The sequence below is a fragment of the Bartonella sp. AA83SXKL genome (assembly GCF_042196965.1).
In the GTDB taxonomy this organism is placed as follows: Bacteria; Pseudomonadota; Alphaproteobacteria; order Rhizobiales; family Rhizobiaceae; genus Bartonella.
The window spans coordinates 26,183-44,711 of record NZ_JBHIRG010000004.1 but is presented as its reverse complement, the minus strand read 5'-3'; the positions used below and the strand labels follow the sequence as shown (position 1 = coordinate 44,711).

The following is an 18,529-nucleotide window of genomic DNA, read 5'->3' as shown; positions in this document are numbered from 1 at the left end:
ATTAAGCAATTTTATTGAGTTTCGAGGTATCCTCTTTATCTGTTATTGTGTGTTCTATATAAGTAATATAGTGGTGAGTATTTGGATTTTTATTAACGCTTTATTTATAAATTCTCCTCCTGTATTACAAGGGGGTGTTTTCACATTTTTCTTGCATTGTTTTAAGCAGTATTAAGGGGTTGTCGTTTCCCAAAATGACTTCTTCTACAGCAATGAATTCACATCCAGTCTTTAAGACTTCATCAAAGGTTGAAAAATCGCTTCCTGCTTGCACAACAGCAGGGATTTCCATAATTTCTGCCCACCATGTTGCTAACTGGAGATTGCGGGGGTGCGCTTGGTTTTTTTTATCAGCACCGAGTTTTCCAAAGAACAGGTAATCAACACCTGTTTCCGCTGCAAGCATAGCACTATGGCGATTGCGTAGATTGCCAAAGCCTATGATTTTTTGTTCCTTTTGCTGATTTTTGAAGCTTTCAAGAGCGTTAAGATCATCTTCTATGTGCAATCCATCAGCCTTTATGCGCCCAGCAATGCGGCTGTCATCAGCGATGAGAAGGGCTGCGTCATGATGTTGAATATCTTCTGCGTAAGTTTGCGCTTGTTGTTGTAAAAAAGAGCTATCATCTTTCAATTTTTCAGAATCATAGAGGATGACGCATGCAAAAGACTTTGTTTGCAAAATTTGCTGCAATAATGCGTGTGGGGTGTTGCGCCGAACATCAAGTGTTAAAATCAACTGAGGGAAAAGAGGTGGATCAATTGGTTTATTTTTTTGTTGTGTCATGTCAAATCCCTGTTTCTTAGAAAAAATAACGCTTAAAAATTAAAGTTTCATTCTATTATGCTTATTTGCGATGAAACTGACCACCATTTTCACCTAATTTAAAGGATTTGTGGGTGTGTGGAAGCCTGTTTATGAGAAATGAGAGTGTTTTTAAGCATAATATGTCGCCTTTTTGTTGTGATACACGTATGGATGCTTTTCGTTCTTTTGCCTTTAAAAAACTTTTGCTTTTAAAAAAATAAACGCTTAAAATGAAACTTGACACTTAAAAAATTAAAATTTCATCTTGTTCATGCTTGTTGGCAATAAGGGTAAGCACCATTTTTATGGGACTTCAAGGGGTTTGTGACGTGTGGGAGTCCACTGATGAAATACCAAGGTATTCTTGAGCATAATACTCAACCTTCTCATCGTGATACACGTATTGATGTTTTTCGTTCTTTAGCCTTATTGACGATTTTCATCAACCATATTCCCGGAACTCTCTATGAGTCTTTTACTCATAGAAATTTCGGTTTTTCTGATTGTGCAGAAGTATTTGTTTTGCTTTCAGGGATTGCTCTTGGGTTAAGCTTTCATGCGCGGTTACAGCAAAAATCCTTTGCTTTTATTATCCGAAAACTTTGGTACAGAGCTCTGCAGCTCTATGGTGCATATCTTTTTACGACTTTTGTCACGTTAAGCCTTTTTTTAGGGGCATTTTTCTTATGGCGAACAGAAAAACTTTTATCAATGAACAATGTAGGACTCTTTTTTAAAGAGCCTGGTATCGCATTTTTGAGTACCTTAAGCTTTGGGCATCAATTGGGATATAATAATATTCTTCCTCTTTATATCGTTTTGATGTTTTTTGCGCCTTTTATCCTTTATTTGAGTTGTAAGCAGACAAAATGGCTGCTTTTGGGCTCCTTTACACTGTATCTTATCTGCGGATTTTATAAAATTGCTCCTCCTTCTTATCCTTTAGAGGGAAAGTGGTTTTTAAACCCTTTGTCTTGGCAATTCTTATTCGTCATAGGATTGACCAGTACTTTAGCGCTTAAACAAGGAAAAAAAATCGCTTTTCAGTCTTTTTGGATTGTTTGTGCGGCAGCGTATCTCTTGTTGGCGCTGTTATGGGTTCGCTTAAACTGGTGGGGCATTTTGGGGTGGCTTGGCTGGTCTTCCCCGTTGGTGAACTTTAATAAAACCTTTTTAAGCTTGCCACGTTTACTCCATGTTCTTGCATTAGCCTTTCTCATTCTTTCTTTGCCGCATGTCAATAAATGGTTTTATGTTTCTCAGAAACATCCTTTAGCAATTTTAGGAAAACATAGTTTACCGGTCTTTGTAACGGGAACCATTTTTGCGATGTTTGGACAAATTATAAAAACAGTGATGACAGAAACGGTTTTTTCCGATACCTTCTTAATAATAACGGGTATTGCTTTGCAATTTGGAGTCGCTTATTATTGTGAAAAACGGCAATCTTGGCAGTGGTCCTTTTCAAGGAAAATGATCCGTTTATAAAAAACATTCCTATAGTGTTTGTTGGGCACGTTAACCTTAGTATAAAAAGTGCGTTGCGCAAAAAAATTAAAAGAGGTAGCAGTTTTAAAAAAAAAGCGTTCTATACAGCAACAAAAGAAACTTTTTAATACTCTGTTCGTTGAGGGGTATGATTTTGTGCTGATACTTGGAGTATAAAAGCGTGAGTGTACATAAACGTCCATATGATGAACCTATTATCATGATTGAGCATAATGCTTTTGAAAATGCTTTTAATCGTCTCTACGAAGAAACAATGGCGCTGATTGAAAAAACCGCAGCGTATATTGACTCAGAAGGGAAATTAGTGGCACGCTCTCTTTCGGCAGAGGTTTCTGCAGTCTATGCGAAAGAGGCTATGTATTTAAGTACACGACTTATGCAAATCGCTTCTCAACTCCTTCTTCTTCGCGCAGAGCGTGAAGGGGAAATGTCATCAGAACAAATAAAAAAAGAAATTGTAAAAGTGTCACTTCATACACCGACATTGGAACTTGAAACCCCTCATTGGCATGAATTGCCAGAAATTTTTCGCCAATTTGTTTCTCATTCATTGCGTTTAGAAGCGCGGATACAGTATATGCGTGCTGGGTGGGAAACTGCAGCCTCTTGTGCCTTAGAAGATGATAACCCTGTAGGAAAACAAATCGAATTGCTCAAAACAGCCTTTGGGCGTTCTTAGAGGTATTCCCTTGCTTTGCGCGAAGGGGAAATGTCATCAGAACAAATAAAAAAGCAATTGTAAAAGTGTCACTTCATACACCGACATTGGAACTTGAACCCCCTCATTGGCATGAATTGCCAGAAATTTTCCGTCAATTTGTTCTCATTCATTACGTTTAGAAGCGTGCATTTTGTTTCATTTAGAGATGCTGCTGTAGTTTAAGCGCTTTGGTCAATAAGCGGCGGCTATATTTTGAACGATGATAATCCAGTGGGAAAATAAATCGAATTACTGAAAACAGCTTTTGGGCGTTCTGAGAAAAATAGCTCCTTGCTTCTTTCTTGCGATATTTAGAGCAATCTACCCATTTTTTACGACCAAAATGTCACAACTAAAACCAATTTAGAGTGCTTTTTTCTGCCTAATTTCTATTTGAGCGTAGGAAATATCTTGAGCTTATAGCTGAGAGGTATTGATTTCGAATTATGGCATGGAATAGGGTATGGTTGGTCTTGTGGAAATCGGCTTTGGTTGATTGCAGCTGGAACACTTTCTGTTGATATATCGTGTGATTTTGTTTTGGCTATGATAATGATCAGGCGCTAGATAGAGCTGGGGCTTGTACATCAATTTATTTATGCTCTATAATTTATGCCTATAAAGCTGCTGTAAAGTGTGTGTTAATGAGGATAATACACATTGTTGCAGTTTTGGGGCTTCTTTTGTTTTGAATGGAAGTTATTTCCCTCGCGTAAAATAAAATATCCAAAATCAAAGTGCCATATAATGAATGTCCCATGGGTTCCTTGTACCCCCATGCAATGTCCCTCTCTATGCAATGTTCCTCTTTACGTAATGTCATTGTGGTGTGATGGGTATATTCAAAAACACTTCTCAGTTCTTATTCATATCCGTTGAGCTCTCCTCATCTTTACGTTTGCAAAGGAGAAAGCCGGCACTATCATCATCTTTGCCAGTCCCCAATGTTGCAACAGCCTTTGGCACTTGAGTCAATTCATTAGAGGCATTTTTAGTCCTTTCTTGTACAGTTTCACTCTATACGGCAATCCCACGTTTCATATGTAAGAGAATGGTTTTGATTGCTTCAAGATAAACAGATTTGTAATGAGAAAATCTTAGGATATTCGGGATTCTTATGCAACATACAAAATAATTAATTATCTTTATAAACCAATGCGTTGATTTATAATGCTAGCGTCATGCTATAATGTAAAAAGTTTTCGCAAAGTGTGTACCATCCATTGCATAGCCTCTTTACACTTAATGAATGTACAATCCAGCACTCTCTATTTGCTCGCTTGCGATGTTTAACCGTTATGGCATTAGTATGATATAGAAAGGGAATTTTTATGCTTTAGAGGGTGTTTGCTTGTAATGTGTGAATGGTTTTGATTGATTTCAGTTATGCTTCATAAAGTGTATTCCATAAAGATGCTGTTCGTTGTGTGTTATAATTGTATAAATTTGGGGGTATGATTATCTTTTTACTGGTTTTGTCTTGGGTTGTTGTTTTCTTTGTGGTCTTGTCTTTATTCACATCTTTATTCATAAGGGGGAAAAGTGTATAGACTGTAGTTTATGGCAGAGACGATTCGTATTATAGGCATTGATCCCGGATTACGGCGTACAGGGTGGGGCGTTATCGATGTTGTGGGTAATCGTCTTCAGTTTATTGCAGCAGGGACGGTTTCTTCTGATGTACAGTGTGAGCTGGCTTCCAGGCTATGTCAGATCCACAAAGGTCTTTCAGAGGTTGTGCATCAATTTATGCCCCATGAAGCTGCTGTAGAACATGTGTTTGTCAACAAAGATGCTACAGCAACTTTAAAACTTGGGCAAGCGCGTGCAATTGCATTGCTGGTTCCTGCGCAAGCAACTCTTCCTGTTTTTGAATATGCGCCCAACAAAGTGAAAAAATCGGTTATTGGTGTTGGACATGGGGCTAAAGAACAAATCCATATGATGGTCAAAGTTCTCCTCCCACGGGCTGAATTTGATAGCAGTGATGCAGCTGATGCTCTTGCTCTTGCTCTTTGTCATAGTATGCATCGTAAGAGTGTTGACCGATCTTATCAGGCAAGGATGGCGATATGATTGGGGTGAAAGCATGATTGGCAAATTAAAGGGCACTCTTGAACATATCTTTGATGATCATATCCTTCTTGATGTTCACGGTGTGGGGTATGTTGTTTTTGTGTCAAATCGTCTGCGTCCTTCTTTACCCTCGGTTGGAGAGGCGTTAAGCCTTTTTATTGAAACGCATGTTCGGGAAGATGCAATCCGCCTTTTTGGTTTTGCTACAAGAGCTGAACAGGAGTGGTTTTGTCTTCTACAAAATGTTCCTGGAGTAGGGGCAAAGGTTGCTTTGGCAATTTTGGGTACTTTATCGCCAGATGAACTTGCACAGGCTATTGCTTTAAATGATGTTGCGATGATTAGTCGAGCGCCAGGCGTTGGTAAAAAAGTCAGTGAAAGAATTGTGGGTGAACTGAAAAGTAAAACACTCCCCTTTGAACAAGTGGTCAAGACTGTTTCGGTGCCTCAGCGTGATATGACCAATCAACCTGCGCATGATGCGCTTTCCGCGTTGATGAAGCTAGGGTTTGAACGGGAACATGCATCCCGTGCTCTTGCTCTTGCGATGAATGCTCTTGAGGGGGAAACTGTTTCTTCTGCCCTGCTGATCCGCCATAGTCTCAAATTGCTTTCTTCTCCTACTTAAAATCAAGGTAACAATGCATAAAGATGAAGATAAACGCCTTCTGGGTTCCGCCCCCCTTCCTAACGATCCAGATCGTTCCTTGAGGCCACAAGTTCTCGATGACTTTATTGGTCAAGAAGCGGCACGGGCTAATTTAAAAATATTTATTGAAGCAGCAAAAACACGGCAAGAAGCGCTGGATCACGTTTTGTTTGTAGGACCACCGGGGTTAGGAAAAACAACGCTTTCACAGATTATGGCAAAAGAATTAGGCGTTAATTTTCGCTCTACTTCAGGGCCGGTCATCGCTAAAGCAGGGGATTTAGCCGCTCTCTTGACCAATCTTGAAGAACGTGATGTCTTGTTTATTGATGAAATTCATCGCTTAAATCCGGCGATTGAGGAAATTCTTTATCCAGCCATGGAAGATTATCAACTTGATTTGATCATTGGGGAGGGGCCGGCCGCACGCTCGGTGAAAATTGATCTGGCTAAATTTACTTTGGTAGCGGCAACCACACGTTTGGGGCTTTTGACCACGCCGCTGAGAGACCGTTTTGGCATCCCAATTCGTCTCAATTTTTATACTATAGAAGAATTGGAATATATTGTGCAGCGTAATGCACGACTTTTTGCCGTCAAGATCAGTGATGATGGTGCTCATGAAATTGCACGCCGAGCACGGGGGACCCCTCGTATTGCCGGACGGCTTTTACGGCGTGTTTGTGATTTTGCTTTGGTTAAACAAGCAAAACAAATTGACCAAAAAATCGCCGATGAAGCGCTTTCGCGCCTTGAGGTTGATCATCTTGGTCTTGATCCGCTTGATCGTCGCTACTTGCTCCTGATTGCGGAAACTTTTTTAGGGGGACCGGTGGGGATTGAAACAATTGCTGCTGCTTTATCAGAACCACGCGATGCCATTGAAGATATTGTTGAACCGTATTTGCTCCAACAAGGGTTTATTCATAGAACCGCTCGTGGACGCATTCTAACTGAAAAGGCTTGGAGCCATTTAGGGCTTTCTGCTCCAGCCTCTACAACGTCTATACAAAGGCGTTCTCAACTTTCTGAGGCTCAAGAGAATTCATCATTTCAGACATCTTTATGGGATGGGGAAGATGATTAAGACATTCTCTTTATTAAAAGAAACTATGTGAATATTTTATAGCAAGGTCATAAAATACAAGAGACGTGCCTTCTTTTAGCATATTCTGGCTAAAAAGGTTTGGCACTATTAAAAATTTTTTGCTTTTCACAACTTCAACACAAAAATGTGTTCAATCTTTTGATTGATAGATAATTTGCTATATTAGATGATTTTATGGGATATGAAGTCGATGACAGAAATAACACCTTTTAAGAGCAATCATACAAACGCTTTTCATAATTTTCAGGTCCGCGTTTATGTTGCGGATACAGATTTTTCCGGTGTAGTTTATCATGCGCGTTATCTTGAGTTTTTTGAACGAGGACGTTCAGAGTTTTTACGGGATACCGGTTTTAATAATAAGATGTTAGCAGCAGGGGGTGAGGGGGAAAAACTGTTTTTTGTTGTTCGTCATATGGAAATTAATTTTTCAAGACCAGCTAAAATTGATCATCTTTTAGTCGTTAAAACACGTGTTACTCATATCCAAGGGGCCCGCTTTTTTATGGAGCAATCTATTTTGCATGAGATGACCACGTTGGTAACAGCCAAAGTTGAAATTGCTCTGATTAATGAGGAGGCAAAACCGCGACGTTTACCCAAAGAACTTTTTGCAAAAATGCTTGGTTAAAAGTGTTATTCATTGAATTAGCAGTTTCAGGAAAGATCAGCAGATATAAAGTAATCTACAATCTAAGATTATACATTTATCATAGCCTAAATGTTTTCCAATAAGGTTACACGATACAGCAAAAGAAAGCACCTCTGCTACAATAACTACAATAAATTGAAGATGATATCTCACAAAATTAAACACGCCTTATCCATGTTATGATTCAAAATCAATGTCGCCTCATCCATTTTCTGCTATAAACTCAAGATATTTTTCTTTCTTTTGAAGAAAGGTTTTTTGGTATCAGAAAGCAGCGAAAAAGTACAAAATATAAAAAAATAAAAATGGATTAAGATTTATTTTTATAAAAATGCACATACCCAGCACAATATTGCAATAAAGTGATAATAAGCTATTAGGTCGAAAATTGTCTCAAAACACCTAAAGGGTGTTTTTAAGCAATTTGATTTGTTTTTTTACTGGATTATCATTTGGCATCACAAAAGCGCGTGTTTCATCCATTTCTATCCATCATGCATGACTTTATGTGCTATAATGCGCGATTTATGTGCGCTTCTAAACGTAGTGAATGAGTGAGAGATCAATGTATGCAAAGCAGAAATGCATTCTTGCATTTAAAGTTTCAAAAGCATATTATTCTATATAATATATTGACTTAGAAAGATAAATTATCACTTCTTACGGGCACAAACCCTAATAGAGGAATAGAATAAAATACTTTCATTTCAAATCTGTTCATGTTGAAACAATTAAAATCATTTGCTTACACATCATAAGAGAGCAATATAAATTATTGAAAAAAATTGTAAAAATGTTCCTTATGGATCATTCTCAATGCAATAACGATCAAATATCGCAAGTGAGCAAAGAGAGCGAAGAAGCCGGTTTTCATAAAGTAAAGATGTGAAAAGGCTTTTTTCATATCACAGAAGCTTGTACGTTACACCATGATGCCAGAGAGATGATAGGGATTGAAAGGGGTAAATTCACAACACAATGAGATTACATGAGACTTACACTAGATTATATAGGACTTATAATAGGGGTGTATGGGTGAGGCGCATTGTTGTGAGGCATTTTATGGTGGTTTATTGTCGTTTTTTGTGCCCGATGGTGTACCTCGTATTCAATTCGATGGAAAATGAGAGAAATAATAGCTTGAGGCAAAGCGTCATCTTTTATGATGATAACATATTTATTTACAATGATAATTCATTGCGTTGTCACTTTCAGATAATTCTGAAACTTGTAAAACTTTTTCTTTTCAAGCTCTATTGCCGCGAATTAATCAAAAACATTTTCTTACATGTCACAAGCGGAGTTGGTGAGTGGATACAAAAACACTTAAGAAAGGAATAAAATACCTCTTACGAATCTTTTCAAGTGCTAAGACTTATTGCAGCATTTTAAGCTAGAAACGCGTATGATGATTTAGCGTTCTTTTCAGAAACGTAAAGATGGTGGTGCATAATAGATTTTATATTATGCATTTTTATATCTTTTATTTTTATAGCATTTATGGATAAGTCCTTATCGTTATATTTTTCATAAATGCTGTTGTGAAATGAGGGGGGCGTGCATTGAGGGATGTCTCTCGTCATCACTTTTTAAGGAAATTTAAGAAACAAGTCTTGTTTTAGCGCATGGATTTATGTGAGACTAGAGTCTTTACTTAAATTTAGAAACTATAAAATAATCTGTTTTATAAAATTTTAAAAAATGCATCTTTCATTTAGAGGGACAAAAATTATGCCGCATGTAGAACTAACGAATCCAGAAACAATTGGAATGTTGCATTTGTTTATGCAAGCGAGTTGGATCGTGAAAGGTGTTATGATCGGGTTGCTGCTCGCTTCTATCTGGAGTTGGGCAATTATTTTTGATAAAATTTTTACGTATCGGAGAATACGGCGTGAAATAAAGCAGTTTGAACGCACATTTTGGTCTGGCAAAGCGCTAGAAGATCTTTATGCATCATGCAAAAGTCAACGTACCAATAGTATATCCGCAGTTTTTATGGCAGCAATGGTTGAATGGAAAAAATCTCTTGAAAAAGGGACCCATACATCGAAAAGTTTGCAGAGCAGAATTGATAAGGCTATGGATTTGACGCTGGGACGTGAAAGTGAAAAAATAGAATCAAAATTAAGTTTTCTTGCGACACTAGGATCTGCGGGACCTTTTATCGGACTTTTTGGAACAGTTATTGGTATTATGGAGTCTTTTCTTTCTATTTCAGCTTCTCAAAATACATCACTTGCTATTGTCGCGCCAGGGATTGCAGAAGCGCTTTTGGCAACCGCTATTGGTTTGTTTGCAGCAATTCCAGCTGTTATTGCTTATAACAAGTTGACTCATGAAAGTGCGCGCATCATTGCACAAATAGAAAATTTTGCCGATGAATTTTCAACAATTGTATCGCGGCGTATTGATGAAACACGCACAGCACCTTCCTCTTTATAAAAAGGATCTTATCCCATGGGCGTTTCTGTTGCTTCTTCTTCTTCTCGCAAAAATACACGTAGGCGGCATCATTCACGAAGCCAACTGATGAGTGAGATCAATGTCACTCCTTTTGTGGATGTCATGCTGGTCTTGTTGATTATTTTTATGGTCTCTGCTCCCCTTTTAGTGAACGGTGTTCCTCTAGATTTGCCTCGTAGTCAAGCGGGTCCCGTACGAGCTCAAAAAACACCCCTTACGGTTTCACTTGACGCGCAAGGGCGCTTTGCCATTAATCAAGATTATTATGAAACGTCACAGGCACTGATTGCACACCTGAAAACTCTTCTGGAAGCAGATGCTACACAAAAAGATCAACGGGTTTTTGTGCGGGTTGCCAAAACTGTTGAATATCAACAAGTATTAAAACTGCTGGCGGATATTCAAAAAGCGGGGTTTTCTCAAGTTGCGTTAGCAAGTTTAGAACAATAAATAATAAGTAATAAAATTGTGCATAAACGGTTGTTTTTAAGATGTTTTTAAAAGAGCATAGAGTGATTAAAAATGAAAAAATGTAAGGCATAAGTAAGGCATAAAGAATGAACAAAGACTCTTATCATAGTATGAAACGAGGCTTGGCTTTATCCCTTGTGGTCCATGTCATTTTTCTCAGTTGGGGAGCTATTCAGTTTACAAGCTCTGTCTCTTTACCACAACCATTGGAAGCAATTCCCATCACTCTTGCTCCTTTAGTGGGCGAGTTTTCTTCTCAACAAGGAGCCGTGAAGGCTCCTATCCGTGCAATCCCTGCCATAAAACCAACTATGCAACCACAAGAGAAAGAAGATGCACGCCATATTGGAGAGGGACAAATAGATAGTCTGGCACCGTTTCAACCAAAGGAAAAGCTGCGTCCCGTTGAAACAGCATCGCCACCATCAAGCGAGAACACATCAGAAACATTTGCACCCGAACTTACAAAACCAGAATTATTAGAAGCAAAAACAGAGGATGCACCCAAGGTTGCACCTGAGATGCCTTTGGAGGCACCGGAGGATGCACCCAAGGTTGTGCCTGAGATGCCTTTGGAGGCACCGGAGGATGCACCCAAGGTTGTGCCTGAGACGCCTTTGAGAGCGCCGGAGGATGCGCCTAAGGTTGCGCCTGAGATGCCTTTGGAGGCACCGGAGGATGCGCCCAAGGTTGTGCCTGAGATGCCTTTGGAGGCACCGGAGGATGCCTCTAAGGTTGCGCTCAAGCCTGCGCACAAAAATGAAGAAATGATATCGCCAAAAGAATTGGCTCCAACGGTCCCAAAAGTACCAGCAGAGCAGATTGTTCATCAAGCGCCCAAAATTGTACTTCCAGAAAAATCTCTTCTTCCACAGTTTAAACCAAAGTTTGACGGAGAATTTCCAAAGAAGAATGAGGCTGCACTGAATCAAAAGACGCCAAAGCTTAACAAGAAAAACCAAGAGAAACAGACCATTGAAGATATTTTAGCTCTGGAGGAAAATAATTTGCTCAATCGTGCGCGGTCACAAGGAGGGGGAGCAAAACGTTCTCATATACCAGAAGCTTTGGGTGCAAGAAAAAATATTAATGATACCACAAAAATGGCACAAACATTGGTCAATATTGCGGGGGGATGTATTCAACAGAAGCTTAAACTTGTGGCGCTTGGCGGCGATTTAAAAAATCGTCCGGTCGTGCGGTTGCGATTTTACTTAGACCGTGAAGGGATGGTTGTGGGCGACCCTATCATTGATCCCGTAAGCGGCCTTGAGAGTCAACAAGCTATTATGATAAGGCAGGTGTATGCTGCTGTCTTTTCATGCCAACCTTATGCAGATCTCCCACGTGATCAATATGATCTATGGGGGCAAGGTTTTGACTTTAATGTTGATCCCCTCCAAGAAATAAGATGATAAACGAGAAAAAAGCGCTTAACGAAAGGACACATTCCATGATGACTATAACGAGACATAAAGTTTTTGCTTGGTTTATTGTCACTTGTGGGTTGTGGCTTTCAAATATTTCATCGGGTTATGCGCAATTGAAAGGAACTATTTCGAGCGCTGATTTTAATCCCATTCCCATTGCAATTACAGACTTTATTTCCAATGATTCGATTGGGTTGAAAATATCTGCTGTGGTGACAGCCGATCTTGAACGGTCGGGGCTTTTTTTACCGCTTGATAAAGCAAATTTTTTTGAAAACATTTCTAATCCTAATAAACAACCGCATTTTGCTTCTTGGCAGAAAATAAAAGCACAAGGTTTAGTTACTGGGCAAGTCATGAGAGAAATCGATGGACGTTTGAGGGTCGATTTTCGTTTATGGGATGTGTTTGGACAAAGACAATTGAAAGGACGGCGTTTTTATACCGCGACAGAACGTTGGCGGCGTGTGGCACATATGATCGCAGATGAGATCTATAGTGAAATGACAGGAGAAAGTGGTTATTTTGATACACGAATTGTTTTTATCGATGAAACAGGCCCCCAAAATGCACGCATTAAACGCTTAGCAATGATGGATCAAGATGGCGCAAATTTGATTTATATGTCTGATGGAAGTGAATTGGTGCTTACACCGCGTTTTTCCCCAAAAAGACAAGAAATGACCTATATGGCTTATGAGGACAATCAAGTACCTCATGTTTATCTCCAACAAATTGAAATGGGGCAAAGAGAGTTGATCGGAACGTTTAATAACATGACAATTGCTCCACGTTTTTCTTCTGATGGACAAAAAGTTATCATGAGTTTGTTACAAAATGATGGGAGTGCCAATCTTTACACTATGGATTTACGAACCCGTACGATGACGCGACTTACAACAACTTCTGCTATTGATACTTCTGCTTCTTATTCACCGGATGGAAAACAAATTGTCTTTTCTTCAGATCGTAGTGGAAAGCCGCAAATCTATAAAATGAATGCGGATGGGAGTGATATTCAACGTATTTCTTCAAACGATGGGAGTTATTCAACACCTATTTGGTCTCCACGGGGTGACTATATCGCCTTTACAAAACAATTAAGCGGACAATTTTCTATCGGTGTTATGCGCCCTGATGGACAAGGAGAACGAATTTTAACCACAGGGTTTCACAATGAAGGACCAACGTGGGCCCCCAATGGTCGTGTACTGATGTTCTTTCGCAAAAATCCCGGTATGGGACCAAAAATTTATACGATTGATATTACGGGACGCAATGAACGACAACTCCCTACCCCCAATGATGCTTCAGATCCAGCATGGTCGCCTTTGCTCAATGTACAGTAAAACAAAATGCTTAAAAACAGAATATAGAAGGAATACAGTCTCAAGTTTACACAATCTCAATAGTTTTTAAATTATTTAAAAGAAGGAATTGATTATAATGGGCATGGGGAGTTATGTAGATTTCATCTATCATCTATGGTTGTTGATCGATAATGGAATTTCCTTGGGGAAAATGCTTAAAAAAATTCAAAATAAGACCTTGAAAAATAGAGTCGAAAATTCTGAGGTCTCTAGAGTTCAACTTTTTATTCAAAGTGTCGCTATATTTTTTTAAACTTCCTCTTCGATTTTGTTTGTGAAGAGTCCGGACTCTTGTCAGGGGGGGCTGTTGCTCTCTGATGTGTTTTATTCAAGTACGCGGTTGTTTTAGGTCTGAATATTGATTGATCGGTAAGAGCAAAAGGACAGATTTTTAAGATAAATGACGTTATTTTAGAAATATACGATGCCATAAAGTTAATGCCATAAAGTCAAAAATTTATCTGCAACGGATTAGAGAGATGTACCGGCTTTTTGTACAATACTTTGCTAAAAAATCAGCTCTGGCTTTCCATTTGCTTATTTTTATTCTGTGATGTTGTAAAAACACTGCCCTTTGAGGTGTGGGGATATAGGGCGTATAAACCTCCTTGATATATTCTAAGTGTTTTTTAAGTGCGTAGCGAATATTTAGGGGAATGCATGTTTGTTGAGCCTTAAGTTTCAAGTGAATTTCATGAGTGATTCGTCATAGGAATACGTCAAGAAAACCCCAATTGTTTAGAGGCTAGATCATTTCATTACTTGAGGGTGGGGAGAGGAGGTTAATCTTAAAGAACAAAAAGATCAAATAGAGAGGAATATAGGGATAATCTTTGGGGCATGTAAGAAAGGCGTAAGGCTACAGAGTTTTGTATGCTTTCTTTTTGGGATTATGTTTTCTGCGATTGATTGTGGTTTTTTGTTGCATCAATGGCTTACCCCGCGATTGATGCGGGGCTTTTATATGTGCGGATAAAGAGGAGGGGTGACAGATGCTTTTGAAGCCCTCATGAATGAAGAGAGGGCTTATGCAAATGATGGGAATTATACAGACAATTTTGCCAAAATCTCATCACTGACATCAAAATTTGCATAAACATTTTGCACATCATCATCTTCTTCTAATGTTGAAATTAGTCGTAAAACGGACAAAGCTTTTTCTTCATCTATTGGTGCAAGGGTGGTGGCTTTCCAAATCGTTTTAATCGATTCTGCTTCACCAAGTTTTGCTTCAAGTGTTTTGGAAACTTCACCAATATCTTCAAATGCGCAGGTAATATGATGTCCGGTTTCTTCTGATTGCACATCTTCGGCACCGGCTTCAATTGCTGCATCCATGATGTTATCGGCTTTTCCTGCTTCTGGCTTATAGATTATTTCACCAATCCGATTAAACATGAAACTGACCGATCCTGTTTCCCCTAAGGCTCCTCCTGATTTTGTGAAGGCGGCGCGCACATTTGAAGCGGTGCGGTTGCGGTTATCAGTTAAAGCTTCAACAATGACGGCAACGCCGCCTGGTCCATAGCCCTCATAGCGTACTTCATCATAATTTTCGACATCGGCGCCTGACGCTTTTTTAATTGCGCGTTCAATATTATCTTTCGGCATCGATTGTGCTTTGGCATTTTGAACAGCCAGCCTTAAACGTGGATTCATGGCTGGATCAGGAGCACCTTGTTTTGCTGCTACGGTAATTTCGCGCGCAAGCTTAGAAAATATTTTCGAGCGCATTGCATCTTGACGCCCTTTACGGTGCATAATATTTTTAAATTGTGAATGTCCTGCCATAGTTTTCCTTCCTATTTGAGGGCTTTTTTGCCAGTTGGATACTCTTTAGAATTTAAGGCGATAAAGCACGCATCCCACCAGAATAAATGTGCCACAGCATGAGGTGAAATAATCGAATAAACCCTTTATAAGAAAATTCATCTTAAAGGTAAAGACACCTTAGTTGAGGATCATTACAAGAGAGATCTCTTGTCGTTAAGCAAAAATAACGCTATAACAGAATGTAAGCTCATAGCAAAATGGTTTATTCCATGCCGCGCTTTGTTTTAGGAGTGGTTGGAGAGACCTAAATATATAAAAAAGTTCCAGTGCTCTTGAGTGGGCGGTAACCTGCCTCATAGAAGAGGCGCAGAAGAGGATTTATAAAAATGGCAACGCAACTTTTGATGCCCAAAGCAACAGCTGTTTGGTTGGTTGATAATACAGCTCTTTCTTTTGATCAGATTGCAGAATTTTGTAAATTGCATGTCTTGGAAGTAAAAGCTATTGCCGATGGTGATGCGGCTTATGGTATTAAAGGTTTAGATCCGATTAGTTCTGGGCAATTGACGCGCAGTGAAATTGCACGGGTGGAGGCTGATCAAAACGCACGCTTGAAAATTTCTCAATCGAGGGTGCATATTCCTGAAAAAAAACGTAAAGGGGCGCGCTATATCCCTCTTTCTCGACGCCAAGATCGTCCCAATGGTATCCTATGGTTGGTTACAAACCATCCCGAGTTGAAAGATGCACAAATTGCACGGTTGATTGGGACAACAAAAGCGACAATTGAACAAATCCGCCTTAGAACCCATTGGAATAGTGCAAATTTGGTTCCTCTTGATCCTGTAGGGCTTGGTTTGTGTTCGCAAATCGATTTAGATTTTGAGCTCCAGCGTGCGGCGAAAAATCGCCCTGTTGCTGCAGAAGAAGATAGGTCGTTGCTTCCCGCTTCTGTGACGGAAAACGCTGCTCTAGAGGAAAATGAGAGTGAAGACAATCTGCATAAGACTTTTGACGCTGATAAAGTTTTTGCAAAGCTGAACGCGCTGCAAAAAAATCGTCAAGATCAAGATGATGCATAAAAAGCCATGACGCATAAGGGAAACATTTCTTATGGAAATGTTAGAGGAATGGCTGAAGAGAAGAAAAATTGGCAGAGACTTAAAAGTAAAAATGAGGACGAAAAAACAGAAAAAATTTCTTCTTCATTAGGAATTAACGGTTATTCTTAAAAATATTTTTAAGAATTGACCCTTCTTTACGAAATTCAAGGAGAAACGGATTATGCGCTCTACCAAAAAAACCATCTCTCATTCCTTAGCTATCCTCTTTCTTTTCTCACTATGCCTGGGTGGGTGTGGCAAAAAAAATGTTGGTGCACTTAACGGTATGAATGGCGCTTATATGAATGATGCTGGTTTGAATCAGGTGTCACCAGGCTCAGGACAAGAATTTACGGTTAATGTGGGTGATCGCGTGTTTTTTAGTCTCGATTCTTCTTCACTTGATGCTGATGCTGAACGTATTTTAACGCGCCAAGCAGAATGGTTGCTTCATTATCCTTATTATTCTATTATGATCGAAGGTCATGCTGATGAGAGGGGAACACGTGAATATAACTTGGCACTTGGACAGCGCCGTGCTGTTGCTGTGCGAAACTATTTGGTGTCTCTTGGTGTGTCCGCACAACGGATTCAAACAATTTCTTACGGAAAAGAAAGACCTGTAGCAGTATGTGATGATATTTCCTGTTGGAATCAAAATCGACGTGCTGTGACAACGTTGAGTGACATGAATAGTCATTAAAAAGAAGATTGTTTGTTTCAACTATTCAATAAGCTCTTAAGGGGAAAAAAGAATGTATCGTAAAATCAATTGGAAAACACTCTTTTATATGGGGGTTTTCATAGCTTGTTCTACTTCACTTGTTCAAAGTGCGGCACGAAAGGCTTCCGAATATCCTACACATGATACGGATAAAGTTGATGCAGTTGATAAGGCAACTGATGACGTGAAGAAAGCACCTGAAGCAGCCGATAAAGCAGCGTCTAGCGTGGTGGAAAAAGCCACTGACGCTGTTGATAAGGCTGTCGATGCTGTGAAGGAAGCACCTGAAGCAGCTGATAAAGCAGCATCTGATGCAGCGGAAAAAGCCACTGACGCTGTTAATAAGGCTGTCGATGCTGTGAAGAAAGCACCTGAAGCAGCCGATAAAGCAGCATCTGATGCAGCGGAAAAAGCCACTGACGCTGTTAATAAGGCTGTCGATGCTGTGAAGGAAGCACCTGAAGCAGCTGATAAAGCAGCATCTGATGCAGCGGAAAAAGCCACTGACGCTGTTAATAAGGCTGTCGATGCTGTGAAGGAAGCACCTGAAGCAGCTGATAAAGCAGCATCTGATGCAGCGGAAAAAGCCACTGACGCTGTTAATAAGGCTGTCGATGCTGTGAAGAAAGCACCTGAAGCAGCCGATAAAGCAGCATCTGATGCAGCGGAAAAAGCCACTGACGCTGTTAATAAGGCTGTCGATGCTGTGAAGGAAGCACCTGAAGCAGCTGATAAAGCAGCATCTGATGCAGCGGAAAAAGCCACTGACGCTGTTAATAAGGCTGTCGATGCTGTGAAGGAAGCACCTGAAGCAGCCGATAAAGCAGCATCTGATGCAGCGGAAAAAGCCACTGACGCTGTTAATAAGGCTGTCGATGCTATGAAGAAAGCACCTGAAGCAGCCGATAAAGAAGCATCTGATGTGGTGGAAAAAGCTACTAGTGTTGCGGAGCACCAAGGGATTATTTTAGAGAATCAACAGGCTTTATTTAAAGATTATGATTTAGATAAGCTTTTGCATAAGATACGAATGGTGCTTGAGCATAACAGTTTAAAAAATGTTAACAAGCAGTTTCACGAGCTTTTTGATACAGAAGCCTCTTCTGTTTATTCTTGTTCTTTTGAAAAGTCTGCTGTAGATGAAAAATCTCAGACTGTAAAAGAAGAGATGGAGCAGGACCATAGTACAGGTGATCAGACAAAGGTTGCTGCTGTAGAAGCTAAGGTGGAGAGCCATGACCATGAAAACAGTCAACCTTTTAACAAAGCGCATGAAGTAAGTGCTCCAATTGAAGCACATCAGAGTGACAATCTTTCTTCTTCTAAAGCTTTGTATAAGGAAGGGTATGATTTTATTCGTTCTGCTAACTATGTTGATGCTGAAAAAAGCTTTTGCGCTTTTCAAAATCGTTACAAAAAAGATTCTTTGAGTGATGACGCTTTATTTTGGTTGGCTGAATCTTTGTTGGGGCAAAAACGCTATCATGAAGCAGCACAAGTTTATCTTACCGCATGGTATGCAGATAAAAAGAAGCTCTATACCTCCGAGATTTTGCTGAAATTAGCAAGAAGTATGGTCGCTCTTGAGCCAAATAAAGACGATTGTGCTCATTTTGTGAAAAAATCAAAACGTCAACAAACATTAGCATCTGTTTTTTGTAAACCTGCAAAATAAACAGCGAGGTCGTTT

Annotated in this window: 16 protein-coding genes and 1 pseudogene; 15 read left to right on the top strand and 2 right to left on the bottom strand. The window is 39.6% G+C overall.

Annotated features, from left to right (window positions below):
* Nucleotides 1–124: 124 nt before the first annotated feature.
* Nucleotides 125–787, bottom strand: a complete 663-nt coding sequence (locus tag ACFINO_RS03180) for a thiamine phosphate synthase (protein ID WP_375655040.1) — start codon at nucleotides 785–787, stop codon at nucleotides 125–127.
* Between the two features lie 366 nt (nucleotides 788–1,153).
* Between ACFINO_RS03180 and ACFINO_RS03175 the strand changes: the two genes are divergently transcribed.
* The 11 genes and pseudogenes from ACFINO_RS03175 (at nucleotide 1,154) to tolB (ending at nucleotide 13,218) form a co-directional block, all read left to right on the top strand.
* Nucleotides 1,154–2,296, top strand: a complete 1,143-nt coding sequence (locus tag ACFINO_RS03175) for an OpgC family protein (RefSeq protein ID WP_375655039.1) — start codon at nucleotides 1,154–1,156, stop codon at nucleotides 2,294–2,296.
* Between the two features lie 181 nt (nucleotides 2,297–2,477).
* The gene (locus ACFINO_RS03170) at nucleotides 2,478–2,996 is read left to right on the top strand and encodes a DUF1465 family protein (protein WP_208439387.1); all 519 of its coding nucleotides are present in this window, start codon (nucleotides 2,478–2,480) and stop codon (nucleotides 2,994–2,996) included.
* A 12-nt stretch (nucleotides 2,997–3,008) separates the two neighbouring features.
* Nucleotides 3,009–3,260: pseudogene (locus ACFINO_RS03165) on the top strand (DUF1465 family protein); the annotation flags it as partial.
* Nucleotides 3,261–4,577: 1,317 nt separating this feature from the next.
* Entirely contained in the window at nucleotides 4,578–5,093 is a 516-nt protein-coding gene (gene ruvC / locus ACFINO_RS03160) for a crossover junction endodeoxyribonuclease RuvC (RefSeq protein ID WP_375633424.1), read from the top strand.
* 13 nt (nucleotides 5,094–5,106) lie between these two features.
* Nucleotides 5,107–5,721, top strand: coding sequence for a Holliday junction branch migration protein RuvA (ruvA, locus tag ACFINO_RS03155; protein ID WP_375634424.1), 615 nt, complete (start codon nucleotides 5,107–5,109; stop codon nucleotides 5,719–5,721).
* 13 nt (nucleotides 5,722–5,734) lie between these two features.
* The gene (gene ruvB / locus ACFINO_RS03150) at nucleotides 5,735–6,829 is read left to right on the top strand and encodes a Holliday junction branch migration DNA helicase RuvB (protein ID WP_375633422.1); all 1,095 of its coding nucleotides are present in this window, start codon (nucleotides 5,735–5,737) and stop codon (nucleotides 6,827–6,829) included.
* Nucleotides 6,830–7,040: 211 nt separating this feature from the next.
* Nucleotides 7,041–7,481, top strand: a complete 441-nt coding sequence (ybgC, locus tag ACFINO_RS03145) for a tol-pal system-associated acyl-CoA thioesterase (protein ID WP_375611759.1) — start codon at nucleotides 7,041–7,043, stop codon at nucleotides 7,479–7,481.
* A gap of 1,752 nt (nucleotides 7,482–9,233) precedes the next feature.
* Entirely contained in the window at nucleotides 9,234–9,947 is a 714-nt protein-coding gene (tolQ, locus tag ACFINO_RS03140; protein WP_375634425.1) for a protein TolQ, read from the top strand.
* Between the two features lie 15 nt (nucleotides 9,948–9,962).
* The gene (tolR, locus tag ACFINO_RS03135) at nucleotides 9,963–10,418 is read left to right on the top strand and encodes a protein TolR (protein WP_375634426.1); all 456 of its coding nucleotides are present in this window, start codon (nucleotides 9,963–9,965) and stop codon (nucleotides 10,416–10,418) included.
* A gap of 107 nt (nucleotides 10,419–10,525) precedes the next feature.
* Entirely contained in the window at nucleotides 10,526–11,854 is a 1,329-nt protein-coding gene (locus ACFINO_RS03130) for a cell envelope biogenesis protein TolA (protein WP_375655038.1), read from the top strand.
* Between the two features lie 38 nt (nucleotides 11,855–11,892).
* The gene (gene tolB, locus ACFINO_RS03125; protein WP_375655037.1) at nucleotides 11,893–13,218 is read left to right on the top strand and encodes a Tol-Pal system beta propeller repeat protein TolB; all 1,326 of its coding nucleotides are present in this window, start codon (nucleotides 11,893–11,895) and stop codon (nucleotides 13,216–13,218) included.
* Nucleotides 13,219–14,283: 1,065 nt separating this feature from the next.
* On the opposite strand, the gene ACFINO_RS03120 is transcribed toward tolB, so the two are convergent.
* A complete protein-coding gene (locus ACFINO_RS03120) occupies nucleotides 14,284–15,030 on the bottom strand; it encodes a YebC/PmpR family DNA-binding transcriptional regulator (RefSeq protein WP_375655036.1) in 747 nt (248 codons plus the stop codon).
* Between the two features lie 368 nt (nucleotides 15,031–15,398).
* On the opposite strand from ACFINO_RS03120, the gene ACFINO_RS03115 reads away from it, so the two are divergent.
* From ACFINO_RS03115 to ACFINO_RS03100, 4 genes are read left to right on the top strand one after another with little or no spacing between them, the layout of a single operon-like run.
* Nucleotides 15,399–16,094 carry a DUF1013 domain-containing protein gene (locus ACFINO_RS03115; protein ID WP_375617877.1) on the top strand — a complete coding sequence of 232 codons (696 nt, stop codon included), beginning with the start codon at nucleotides 15,399–15,401 and terminating at the stop codon, nucleotides 16,092–16,094.
* Nucleotides 16,095–16,100: 6 nt separating this feature from the next.
* Complete coding sequence (locus ACFINO_RS03110) at nucleotides 16,101–16,244, top strand: hypothetical protein (protein ID WP_375613210.1); 144 nt, start codon at nucleotides 16,101–16,103, stop codon at nucleotides 16,242–16,244.
* 52 nt (nucleotides 16,245–16,296) lie between these two features.
* Nucleotides 16,297–16,818 (top strand): peptidoglycan-associated lipoprotein Pal, encoded by a 522-nt coding sequence (pal, locus tag ACFINO_RS03105; protein ID WP_375642889.1) that lies wholly within the window; start codon nucleotides 16,297–16,299, stop codon nucleotides 16,816–16,818.
* Between the two features lie 52 nt (nucleotides 16,819–16,870).
* Nucleotides 16,871–18,514, top strand: a complete 1,644-nt coding sequence (locus ACFINO_RS03100; protein ID WP_375655035.1) for a tol-pal system protein — start codon at nucleotides 16,871–16,873, stop codon at nucleotides 18,512–18,514.
* Nucleotides 18,515–18,529: the final 15 nt, after the last annotated feature.